This is a genomic window from Geobacillus sp. C56-T2, assembly GCF_007829715.1.
GTDB lineage: Bacteria > Bacillota > Bacilli > Bacillales > Anoxybacillaceae > Geobacillus > Geobacillus icigianus.
In genome coordinates, this window is record NZ_VJWB01000001.1 from 2,570,326 (window position 1) to 2,582,448 (window position 12,123).

Genomic DNA, 12,123 nt, shown 5'->3' on the forward strand with positions numbered 1-12,123 from the left:
CTTTTTAGGCAAAAATCTGCAACATTCGACTCTTACTTATTGTATAATAAAGTTACATATTTTGAAAGAAGGTTTTATATAGAAAGAAAGGTTGCGATCATGGTGGATCAGAACCGATTCGTTTGCCGATGTTCCACTGGATTCACCCTCGTTGAGACGTTGTTGTCGATCGCCTTGCTGTCGGCGGTGGTGATCGGTCTGTTTTCGTTTTTCACCAACGCCATGACCTATACAGCCGACAATGAACGGCGAACGGTCGCCATCAATTTGGCGCGCGGGGCGGCGAACTATTTCGAAAAAAATACGAACTTTGCTTCGTTGCAAACTTACTTGCAAACACAAACGAGAGGGTTTATCAAGCTAGAAAAGACAAGCTGCAGCAACAACGATGTGCGATCTTTGTTTTTCCCCGGCTCGCAGCAAGGAACGCTCGATCCGCAGCAAGCCTGCGCCGTGCAGCTCGCTCCGACCGTCAATGACGTCCCGTACGCCGTCACCGTATATATCGTCCGCGCCGACCGCGAAGGGTGGGACGCGTTTCTCGCCTCCCCAGAGTTTCGCTCTTTGCCGGAACAGCTTCAAGCGGACGTGCAAAGCGAACGAACCGCCGTTCTATCTTCACAAGCCGGCCAATATATGGCTAAGTTGTACACGCTCGTTCGCTTCGGAGAACGAAACCGTGACATCACATGGGTGGAAGGAGCCATTGCCGATGAAACGATTCGCTGACGGTGAAAAGGGGATGACGCTTGTTGAAGTGCTGGCGGCGATAACGATTTCGATGCTCATCGTCGGCGCCGTGTATGCGGTCTTTCTTGGCGGTGTCCGCGCCTACCAGCATATCGGCATCGAAAACGAATTGCGCAGCGAAGCCGATTATGTGGCCGCCCGTCTCATGAATGCCCTGTACGCGTTCGCGCCCGACGGCCTTGAAGCCGAGCGAAGCCAAGAAAACCAAACGCTGCGCGAACTGCGGTTCATCAGAAACGAACAATTCCAAACAAACAACCAAGTCGGGCTCGTCTCGCGCGCAGAAACTGAACAGCCAACCTATCAGTCGGTGGCGATCAAAGACGGCAAGCTGATGATCGATGGCGCGGCGGTCACCTCTCCGGCTTTTCGGCTGGACGATACGTCGTTTTTTTCGTTTCGCTGCGCGCGCTGGCAAAAAAACATTTGCCGAAGCGGGGTGCTGACGATGACCTTTACGGTGCGGGATGGGGAAAGCGCCGCCTTTCCGGTTCAACCGTTCACCGTCAAAACCGAATTCGGATTTTAGGAGGGCGAAGCATGCGCCGGACTGAACAAGGCTACAGTTTACTTACGACCCTTTTGGTCGTCACCGTCTTTTTTTTGCTCGGCTTGACGATCATCGCCGTCTCCCTTCAACACGCCCGATTCGCGACGGTGCGCGTTGATGATGTGCAGTCGCTCCACAAGGCCAAAACGGAAGTGAACGAGGCGGTCGCCGATTTGAAAGCGGAATTGTCCGATCCGAATTTTTTTACGAGCCATCACATTTTTTCGCCAAATGAATGGGATCATTTTCTCGGCCTTGACCGCTCCAATCCCGGGAAAAACACGATGACCGGACGCTTGCTGGAACGCTACGGAGTGATGGTGAAAGATGAGAGCGACCAGTATCAAATCGACAAGCAACAAGTGTTTCTGCGCGTCTTGAGATTAGAGAAATCGTTCGATGACGGACACCGAACCCGGACCGTCGTCCGGCGCGTTTTTGTCACCAACACGCCGAGCTTTTTAAAATACGCGCTCGGCTCCAACCGCGCTGTCGTATTAAACGGGGGTGTCTACATCGAAAAAGGTGATGTTTACGCCGGCGAAACCGGGTATGCCAGCAACGCCACAACGTACGTCAGCCGAACGAACGAACTGAAAATCGAAACCTATGACAGCGGAATGCCGCGGTTCTCCAACTCTTCGGTTTGGTATTTAAACGGGGCTTTCCAAGCGTGCGGGCAAACGAAGAGCTGCTGGAAAGTAGACGAAACGCAAACCCGCTTTCAAATGACGAATCAATGGGAGTCGTCCTGGCCGGGGGGAACAACGGAACCGCCCCCGTCCTTCCAGCCAAGCAACGAAGACTTTGTGGACGTCGATTTTGAGCTGACCGTCGCCGATAAACTGTTGCAGGCAGCCGGCTTCTCACCATCATCGCCCGAATATATTGCGAAAGTGGAAGCTGTTCAAGAAGCCGCGGACAAAACCGAAGCGCTGCGCCAATTAGCCAACAATCTGAAAGACAGGTTCAACGAATTGAACGGAAACGATCCGCTTGAAATCATCAAGCAAAAGAAAGACAAACCGCTTTACGTTAATGGGGACATCAACCTGATCGGGGATGTGGACATTCGAACAGACAAAGGGGTCAACCAATGGCTGATTGTCAATGGCCCTCTGAATCTCAATGGTCCGCAAAACGATTTTATCAACATACACGGAAACTTTATCGTTTTCGGCGACTTGACGATCACTGGTAACGTCAAACTCGATGCCAGCGTTTATGTGACGGGAAAAACGAAGATTTATCAAAGCCGCATCGAGCGGGCGGACAACGGCAAAGGGGTCGTGCTGTTGTCGAAAGGAAAGCTCGATTTGGCCCGCATCAATGAATTTGATAACCCGAGAGGGGAAGCAAACCTGAAAGGATATTTTTACACCGACAGCAGCGCTACCATTTACGCCGTCGGCTCGTACTTATATATCGACGGAGGGCTGTTCGCCCGTGGAAACGGCGACCCCGCCCCCGATACAGACATTTATGGATTGGTGGTCAATGCGTTCCGCGGCCGGGTCGAGGGAAGCAATGGGGAGCCTTCCGGTTTCGTTCCTAATCCCGATGTGGCATTATCGCGGCTAGTCGTCCGCTATCGCCCGGAAGTGCTCGTTGAGCAAGGGACGGGGCTCCCGTTTGTCAATCGTTTATCACTTGTCGTCGATCGCTTGGAAGTCCGGTGAACTCCCCTTCGCTTCCCATCGTTGCGGGCTGCTTGAAGTGGGGCTTCTCACGCAATCCCATCTATGAATGGATTATGTAACAAAAAGAGGCCGGCTCGAAAAGTCGTTCACCCGACTTTTCGAGGGCCTTCTTTTTTTTAAAACGCGGATCTCATCTTTGGTTGGGCCGCTTTTTGTCGTTACCATCGTCCGCCGCTGTTGCCGCCGTTGTCGCCGTTATTGCCTGTAGGCGGGCGGACGATAACGAGGGCCTTCGCTTCAATATCCCGTCCATCCGCTGCCTTCACCTTCGCGGTCGCCGTGATCTCTGCATACCCAACATCAACGGCTTGCAAATACCATTTTCCGTTTTCCTGAACGATCTTGACAAATCGCTGATCCGACGAAATAACAGAACGAAGCGCCTTATCTGTGGCATTTTCTGGGATAAAGCGAAGCAGTGACGTCACGTCAAGCCGCACGCCGCGATTCATGTAAATGGGCGTCTGAAATGCCATCCCTTCGAGGGCGACATACGGATCGACGACCTGAATCGATGCCGTCGCTGATGCATTTCCTCCATCTGTAGAGCGCACCGTGATGGCCACCGTTCCCGGCTTGAGCGCCGTTACTATTCCATTTTGCACAACAGCCACCGCCGGATCGCTCGACGACCATACTAACGTTTTGTTCGTCGCATCGCTCGGCACGATCGTCACCGGAATCGTTTGCACGTCACCGACATTCATTGTTGCTTGATAAGAGCCGAGTTTCAATTCCTTGATCCGCTTCGTATACGTAAACGACGCGCTCGCCAATCCTGTTCCCCTCGTCAACCCTCCCGACGACTGGACAGTGACCGTATACGCCCCATCGTTCGAAATGGCGATTTCATACGGTGAAGGGAGCGCTGCCCAAGCGGCCGAGACCCCATTTCGAACGATCTGATAGCGATACGACACCCCTTCGCCGGCCACGGGTCCGGTCAACTTGACCGTCGGCGCTTCGTACGCTGTCGCTCCGTTTGCCACAGCGCCGGCGGACGTCGTGACGGCTAGATGCGGCTTAATATACACGGGCACCGTCTGGCCGTTGCGATAGGTGACAAGTAGCACCCCGTCATCGCTCGGATCGTATTGCAGCGCTTTGACCGGCAGCTGCAACAGTCCATAGGAGTTAGGATGCTTCGTTCTTCCCACGATGTCGACCCCTTGCCATTTGGTGATCAGCCCGCTTTCATCCCCTTCGTAATAAACATTCGGAAAATCATCCAAACGCACTTTCATTCCAATTCGTTCCGACGGCGGCGTGAGCGTCGAAATCCGTTCGCCGTAGCGGCTGTCGGTGAACGTTACGAGCGCCGGCGGCAATTGGGTGCCGCTCATGGCGTAGTCGGCTTGCATGACCCATTGCGCGGTCAGCGTCAGCTTGTTCAGCTGGCTGTAGTCAAAGGTTTGCCCGCCGAACGACCACTGCGCGTAACGCTTTCCGTTATTGACAAACGTTGCTACTTTTCCATCAGGGATGACCGAGATTCCGTCCGGAAGCTCTTGAATGATACGGACATTGCTGATCGTCCCAGAGACATTGCCGACATATCCTTTCAACGCCAATGAATAAGCAACACGGAAGCGGTTGTCATCGCCGTCCGTTGCCCCTTGCTTAACGAGTTGGTCGATCGGTTTCGTCAGCCCCTGCAGCTTGACCGTTCCATCAAACCATGGCGGGGCTTCCGCCTTGACGGTGACCGTTACCGTTTTTGTTGTCGCCGGCTGGAGCTGACCGTAGACGTCCCGATACGTTAATTCCGCTTGAAACGTGTACGTCCCTGTTGCCTTGAACGCCACCGGAATGGACACGGTGATAGGATTTGGCGTCCCTTGTCCTGATGAATACGGAATGGAAAAAGAAATATAGGCGTTTTGTTTGCTTTCGTCGAGCCGCACTTGTCCGTTCTCGGCAATCGAAACGTTGCCGCCGAACGACGAAAGCGGAATGCGGACCGTGCCAGTGAGCGCGGGAGTGTTGGCCAGCTGGGAAAACTGCTGGAACAAAGCGTTCAAGTTTTGCGGCGTCCCTTGCCGCGCTTCCCCTCCAGTCATCATCGAAAGCGTCCGCAAATAGTCCATATCGACATCGCCATCACTGCCGAAGCCAATCGAATAGAGAGTGATGTTGTTTTTGCCAAGGTCTTTCGCTATATTGACCGCATCATCGCGAATGTTGTCTTCCAACGCCGAATACGTAAACGGATAGTCATTGTCCAAAGAAAACAGCCAGCCGTTTACATAATCGGCGCCATTGTTAAGAAACAACCGCTTATATCCGTTACGATCGACAAACTGAATGCTTGCATCTCTTCCGTTGCTATACAAGGTGTACGTCACCGGGATCGAAGCGGTCACCCTGTCCCCGTACTTCCAGCCGGAAAGCGTTCTTTTGATCTCCTTATAGGTGATCGTGCTCGTCGTATTCAGCACCGTCGGCATTCCATCGGTCAAGAAAATGATGTACTTTTTCCGCGCCGGGTCATTAAAATACGACCGGGCGAGCGACAAAGCGGCTGAATAGTTCGTTCCGCCATTGGCCGTCAGGCTGTTGCCTTCCCGCAAAATCGCGTCAAGCTGATGGATGACGTTCGCATTGGCGTCAAACGGAACGAGGCTGTCAAAACGCACGCCATCGGAAAATGGAATGAAAGCGAAGCGGTCATTGACATTGTAATTCTCCTTAAAGTAGCTGACCGCTGTTTGCAAAGCGGATTTGGCGCTTTGCAGCTTGGTTAAGGTCATGGAACCGGATACGTCCATGACAAAGACGACATCGATCGGCGGGCGAATCACTCCTGACACCGCTCCTTGCGGAATGAGCGTCACATCGAGCCGGCCTTGGGCATCGCCGCCGGGCGGTTTGGCATACTCGGGCTGCGAGGAAGTGAACTGCCATTGGAGCGAGGGAAGCGTTGCCGCTTGCACCGGTGCCTCCTTCCCGCCTACGACAAACATAAGCCAAAACGCCCATCCGAGCGCAAAAAGCGCGCGCAAAATCCCCCTTTTCCCCATGCTCCTCTCCCCGTTTCGCGACAATTTTCCTATATTTCTATTATATCATCGTTCAACCATTGTCGATAGAAAAATTTTCTTATCGGAATCGCTTTTTTACGTCTGAAATAAAGTAGAGCGAACCGGTGACAAGCAGCAGTTCGTCATCTCCCATCTGTTCTTGCTGGGCGCGAATCCAGCCGGCCCAATCATTTACGGCCGCCTTCTGCGGGTGGGAAGAGAGAGCGGCTAATGCTTCTGCTTGAGCGGCGCGCGGAAAATCGAACGTCGTAAACGTGATTGTGTCCGCGAGCTCATCAAGCCGTTGAATCATCCGCTCAAGCGGCTTGTCCGCCAACGCGGCAAACAAGACGTGGACGCGTTTGTCCGGGTAATGCGCACGCACCGTGTCAACGAGTGCGCGAATGCCGGCTTCGTTATGGGCGCCGTCGACAATGACGAGCGGTTTGTCGCTCACCCGCTCAAAGCGGCCGGGCCAAGCAGCTGCCGCCAGCCCAGCGACGATATGCTCCGGGTCGATCAAAAACGAATAGCCAAGCCGCAATAGTTCGGCCGCCATCACCGCCACCGCCGCGTTTTCGACTTGATGGGCGCCGGGCATGTGAATGCGCACATCGCGGTATGCCGAAAACGGCGTGACAAGCGAAAACTGCTCCCCTTCCGCGGTCGTTTGCTGATCGGAGACGGTAAAATCAACGCCGAGCCGATATGTTTTCGCTTTCCGCTCCGCGGCCGTCTTGGCGATCACTTCCCACGCCTCAGGCTCGTTGACGGCTGTCACGAGCGGCACCCCGGATTTGATGATTCCCGCTTTCTCGGCGGCAATTTGTCCGAGCGTATCGCCTAAAATGTTCATATGGTCATAGCTGACGTTCGTGATGACGGAAACGAGCGGATAAATGACGTTCGTCGAATCGAGCCGGCCGCCGAGCCCGACTTCAATGAGCACAATATCTTGAATGTGTTGTTTGCCGAAGTAATAGAGCATCATGGCGGTGATCACTTCAAACTCGGTCGGTCCGCCAAGTTCCGTCCGTTCAAGTTCGTCCGCGAGCGGCTGAATGACTCGCACTAGCTCCACGATTTCGTCATCGCCGATCGGTTCGCCGTTGACGCTGATCCGTTCGTTAAACTGCTCGACATACGGCGAAGTGAACGTCCCGACCGAATACCCCGCCGCTTGCAAAATCGAGCGCAAATAAGCGACCGTCGACCCTTTTCCGTTCGTTCCGCCGATATGGACGGCGCGGACGCGGCGTTCCGGGTGGCCGAGCTTTTCCATCATCCATTCCATCCGTTTTAGCCCCGGCTTCATGCCAAGCCGCAGCCGCCCGTGAATCCAAGCGACGGCTTCCTCATATGTGCGGATCATATTCATGATTCCTCCCTTGAGAAGATCAAGATCGAAAGGCTGGCGATGGGCCAAGCAGCTTCCACCAGCGAAAAAGACGAACCCGCATGATGGCGGATTCGTCTTCATCATAATCAACCGCAAGATCGTTTGTCTACCGTTTCAGCTCAGCGAGGCGCGCTTTCACCGCTTCGCGTTTTTCGATGTAGTCTTGCCGCTTGCGTCGCTCTTCTTCGACGACATGGGCCGGCGCTTTCGCCAAAAAGCCTTCGTTGGCCAGTTTCTTTTCGACGCGCTCGACTTCTTTGTTCCACTTGTCAAGCTCTTTTTCAAGCCGCTTGATTTCTTCTTCAATATTGATCAGCCCTTCAAGCGGCAAAATAAGCTCCGCTCCGGTGACGACAGCGGTCATCGCTTTTTCCGGCGCCGGGACATCGGTGTCGATGACCAGCTCGCTCGGATTGCAGAACCGTTCCAAATAAGCGCGGTTTTTCAAAAGCGCGGCCCGCACGTGCTCGTCTTTTGTCTTAATATAGAGCGCAATCGGTTTGCTCGGCGGTGTGTTCACTTCAGCGCGGATGTTTCGGACCGCGCGGATGATGTCCACAAGCATCCGCATTTCTTCAGCCGCTTCTTCGTTCGACAGTTCGGGACGCACTTGCGGCCACGGAGCAACGGTGATCGATTCCCCTTCATGCGGCAAGTTTTGCCAAATTTCCTCGGTAATGAACGGCATGAACGGGTGAAGCAGGCGCATCGTGTTGTCAAGCACATACGCCAACACCGAACGCGTCGTCTTTTTCGCCGCCTCGTCATCGCCGTACAGCGGCAGCTTTGCCATTTCGATGTACCAGTCGCACAAGTCGTCCCAAATAAAGTTGTACAGCGTGCGTCCGACTTCGCCAAACTCGTATTTGTCGGCGAGCTTCGTCACCGTGTCGATCGTTTCGTTTAAGCGCGTTAAAATCCAATGGTCGGCGACCGTTTTTTCGCCGCTCAAATCCAGCTCCTCGTACGTCATGCCGCCCATGTTCATCAAGGCAAAGCGCGAGGCGTTCCAAATTTTGTTAGCAAAATTCCACGTCGCTTCGACTTTTTCCGTGCTGAAGCGCAAATCTTGGCCCGGCGAGCTGCCGGTCGCCAAGAAATAGCGGAGCGCATCGGCGCCATACTGGTCGATCACATCCATCGGATCAACGCCGTTGCCGAGCGACTTGCTCATTTTCCGTCCTTGGGCGTCGCGGACAAGACCGTGGATCAACACGTCTTTAAACGGCCGCTTTCCGGTGAACTCAAGCCCTTGGAAAATCATGCGCGATACCCAGAAGAAAATGATGTCATAGCCGGTGACTAGCACATCGGTCGGGTAATAGCGCTTGTAGTCCGGCGAGTCGGTATCGGGCCAGCCCATTGTCGAGAACGGCCAAAGCGCCGAGCTGAACCATGTATCAAGCACGTCGGGGTCTTGCTCCCAGTTTTCAATGTCTTTCGGCGGCTCATGGTCAACGTAAATGTCGCCCGTTTCTTTATGATACCACGCCGGAATCCGGTGCCCCCACCAAAGCTGGCGCGAAATGCACCAGTCGCGGATGTTTTCCAGCCAGTGCAAATACGTTTTTTCAAACCGCTCCGGCACGAACTGCACTTTGCCGTCGGTTTGCTGCAGCTTGATGGCGGCTTCGGCCAGCGGCTTCATTTTGACGAACCATTGCGTCGACAAATACGGCTCAACGACCGCTCCGCTCCGTTCGCTATGGCCGACCGAGTGGACGTGCTCCTCAATTTTAAAGAGGACGCCTTGCTCTTGCAAGTCGCGGACGATTTGCTTCCGGCACTCGAACCGGTCAAGCCCTTGGTATTGCATGGCGTTTTCATTCATCGTGCCGTCTTCGTTCATGACGAGAATGCGCGGCAAGTTGTGGCGGTTGCCGATTTCAAAATCGTTCGGGTCGTGTGCCGGCGTAATTTTCACCGCCCCGGAGCCGAATTCCATATCGACGTACTCATCGGCGATGATCGGAATTTCGCGGCCGACGATCGGCAATTTCACCATTTTGCCGATCAAGTGCTTGTATCGCTCATCATCAGGGTGCACAGCAACGGCCGTGTCGCCGAGCATCGTTTCCGGACGGGTCGTCGCCACTTCAATGTAGCCCGAGCCGTCAGCGAGCGGATAGCGCAAATGATAGAGCGCGCCTTTTACTTCTTTATAAACCACCTCAATGTCCGACAACGCCGTTTTCGTCACCGGGTCCCAGTTGATGATGTACTCGCCGCGGTAAATGAGCCCTTTCCGGTAAAGCGAGACGAACACTTCGCGCACCGCTTTGGAGAGCCCTTCATCCAGCGTAAACCGCTCGCGCGTGTAATCGAGGCCAAGCCCTAACTTCGCCCATTGGCTGCGAATATGGCCGGCGTACTCTTCTTTCCACTTCCACGTTTCTTCCAAAAATTTCTCCCGGCCTAAATCGTAGCGCGACAATCCTTGCTGGCGCAGCTTCTCTTCCACTTTCGCCTGGGTGGCGATGCCGGCGTGATCCATCCCTGGAAGCCAAAGAACGTCATAGCCTTGCATCCGCTTCATGCGGGTAATGATGTCTTGCAGCGTCGTATCCCACGCATGCCCTAAATGCAGTTTGCCGGTGACGTTCGGCGGCGGAATGACGATCGTAAACGGTTGTTTGTCCGGATCGCCGGTCGCTTCAAAAAACTTGCCTTTCAGCCACCATTCATAACGCCCCGCCTCAACGGCGCGATGGTCGTATTTGGGCGGCATTGACACTTCATGTTGTGCCATAATCATTCCCTCCTTCGACATGATGGACAATACGGCCGACGGCGGCTTTCCTGCTTGGCAATGCCGCGCCGACGGCAAGCAAAAAAGCCCCTTTCATCCGAAAAGGACGAAAGGAGCTGCTTTCGCGGTACCACCTTTTTTCTTAAGCCTAGAGGATGGCAAAACCGTGTCGTTCAAGCACCGGGCGATGTTCCATCCGAAGCGGCCGCAACGTTCCCCGACTTTGGAAACGGCGTCTTTCAACCACCGCCCTCTAGGGCTTAAGCGCTTCATTGGCATAACGGCAATCAACCGGCTTCCTCTACTCGGCAGCAGCGCCTTTCAACGAAGCAGCTCAAGGGCGACCTTCCAGCAGCCGCCATCCTAGGAAATCTCGCAGCTTTCTGATTTCCCTCTCTGCAGGCGCGGGCCGCTGTACTCCTCCCCGTCTTCGCTTTTGTCGTCATCGTTCGATTATTATACTACCATTGTCCATCATCTTTGCCAAGTTTTTATTGATTTATTCGACAGAAAGCCATTTGGTGACAAACGTTCACCCGTCTCATATTGTATAGTAAACCGGAGAAGGAGGGACGACCGATGCGGCGTTTCAATCCGTACTCATGGCCGCCGTGGCTGCGGCAAGTGCGCGCCATCTGCGCCCAAGTGATCATTCCGCTCGCCGTTTTTCAGGCGATCCGCACCATTTTGCTGCCGACAACGTTTGACGTGCTTTTATTGGCCATTCTTGTGTTGGCGGCTGTCGCGTTCCGTTTGGAATGGATTTAGGAGAATCGGATGTAAAACAAACATTCAACTTATCATCGCTCAAGGCAACGAGCGGTTTTTCACCAACGTTTTCGGCTTCCATGGCCATAGGCGTTTCCGGATCGTTTTCCGTTGGAGGATGGATTTAGTCTTGACCTTGTTCATCGATCGGCGCTTCGGCGTCACTCATCTCTTTTTGTTGCCGTGCGGCATCGCGCTGGACAAGATGCATGACGACCGCTTCCATGTTTTTAAAGGCAAAATAACAGCGCTGCAAGGCGGCGACGTAGGCCCGCTCGTTCCGTTCCGTCCGCCGGGTGGCTTCATATCGCTCCAAACAGCGGACAAACCTACGCGGCTCGGCCAAGTGGCCGTATAAAAACGCCCGTTCCCCGGCGGATAGTGGCAACGCTTTTTCATATTCATCGATGCCATCAAGCCACGCCCGTGCAAGCGGCGGAAACGTTTGAACATGAGCGCGAAACGCGGCGATCAAATCGTATACTGGCGAATTCCAATGCGCCCGCTCCCAGCTGATCCAATACGGCGCCACGTAGTGGGAGAGGCGCGCTTTTCCGTGCACCCAAGCCGTCCGCCATTGCTTCGTTTCCTTGAGCGCCTCCTCCCACGCAGCCAACTGCTCCTCGGCGAACGAATACGCGCGCATCACTTCATGAAAATAGGTGCAGCATTGGAGCTGAAACGGCGACATGTACCACGCCGATTCATACGTTTCGACTCGCTCTTCCCATAAAGCTCGCGCTCGTTGCCATTCGTTCTTTTTTTGCTGGCGGTACGCTTCGATTTCTTCCTCTTTTACCGCCACCGTGCGGATGGTGGCGCGGTGCAGCTCGGCCAACCCGCGAAAGAAAGAGCGGACAACCTCGTCGTCCGCTTTCGCCCCTTGGTCATGCCAAGCCTGCAAATAATAAAGGCGGCCTCCATCGACCGCAAACAGTGACTGTTGGCGCGTCCCGTACACCGGCGGACAACGGCGGCCATAGTAGCGAAGCGACTGCCAAACCGCTGCCGCCTCCCGTTCGTCATGGAGCGCCTTTAAAGCGAAAACGCCGTTTGTCGTGTACACTTTCGCTACTTTGCCCCGCTGTTCGATGCGCTCCGGCGTCACCCCATATTGGGCAAGCAGAGCGCGCTGGCTGGCAAACCGTCCATCCATCGTGATGCCCCCTTGACGGCAAAAGAAGCGG

General features: G+C 54.4%; 8 protein-coding genes and 1 other annotated feature. Of the genes, 4 read left to right on the forward strand and 4 right to left on the reverse strand.

Translation table 11 applies throughout. The features are described 5' to 3' along the window. Window positions 1-99 precede the first annotated feature (99 nt). The 3 genes from GC56T2_RS12875 to GC56T2_RS12885 are packed head-to-tail and all read left to right on the forward strand — an operon-like array spanning window position 100 to window position 2,979. Entirely contained in the window at window positions 100-729 is a 630-nt protein-coding gene (locus GC56T2_RS12875) for a type IV pilus modification PilV family protein (protein WP_144975699.1), read from the forward strand. After that, window positions 713-1,279, forward strand: coding sequence for a PulJ/GspJ family protein (locus GC56T2_RS12880; RefSeq protein ID WP_144975701.1), 567 nt, complete (start codon window positions 713-715; stop codon window positions 1,277-1,279). Before GC56T2_RS12875 ends, GC56T2_RS12880 begins: the two co-directional genes overlap by 17 nt. Before the next feature lie 11 nt (window positions 1,280-1,290). Next, window positions 1,291-2,979, forward strand: a complete 1,689-nt coding sequence (locus GC56T2_RS12885; protein WP_144975703.1) for a hypothetical protein — start codon at window positions 1,291-1,293, stop codon at window positions 2,977-2,979. Between the two features lie 179 nt (window positions 2,980-3,158). On the opposite strand, the gene GC56T2_RS12890 is transcribed toward GC56T2_RS12885, so the two are convergent. The 3 genes from GC56T2_RS12890 to GC56T2_RS12900 all read right to left on the reverse strand — a co-directional run bounded on the left by GC56T2_RS12890 (window position 3,159) and on the right by GC56T2_RS12900 (window position 10,168). Beyond that, the gene (locus GC56T2_RS12890) at window positions 3,159-6,020 is read right to left on the reverse strand and encodes a VWA domain-containing protein (RefSeq protein ID WP_144975705.1); all 2,862 of its coding nucleotides are present in this window, start codon (window positions 6,018-6,020) and stop codon (window positions 3,159-3,161) included. A gap of 79 nt (window positions 6,021-6,099) precedes the next feature. Then, window positions 6,100-7,392 (reverse strand): bifunctional folylpolyglutamate synthase/dihydrofolate synthase, encoded by a 1,293-nt coding sequence (locus GC56T2_RS12895; protein ID WP_144975707.1) that lies wholly within the window; start codon window positions 7,390-7,392, stop codon window positions 6,100-6,102. A 133-nt stretch (window positions 7,393-7,525) separates the two neighbouring features. Further along, the gene (locus tag GC56T2_RS12900; RefSeq protein ID WP_144975709.1) at window positions 7,526-10,168 is read right to left on the reverse strand and encodes a valine--tRNA ligase; all 2,643 of its coding nucleotides are present in this window, start codon (window positions 10,166-10,168) and stop codon (window positions 7,526-7,528) included. Between the two features lie 99 nt (window positions 10,169-10,267). Further along, window positions 10,268-10,608, reverse strand: a binding site (T-box leader). 139 nt (window positions 10,609-10,747) lie between these two features. On the opposite strand from GC56T2_RS12900, the gene GC56T2_RS12905 reads away from it, so the two are divergent. Then, window positions 10,748-10,936 (forward strand): hypothetical protein, encoded by a 189-nt coding sequence (locus GC56T2_RS12905; protein WP_033844238.1) that lies wholly within the window; start codon window positions 10,748-10,750, stop codon window positions 10,934-10,936. Window positions 10,937-11,060: 124 nt separating this feature from the next. On the opposite strand, the gene ysxE is transcribed toward GC56T2_RS12905, so the two are convergent. Next, a complete protein-coding gene (gene ysxE / locus GC56T2_RS12910; RefSeq protein ID WP_144975711.1) occupies window positions 11,061-12,092 on the reverse strand; it encodes a spore coat protein YsxE in 1,032 nt (343 codons plus the stop codon). Between the last annotated feature and the right edge of the window lie 31 nt (window positions 12,093-12,123).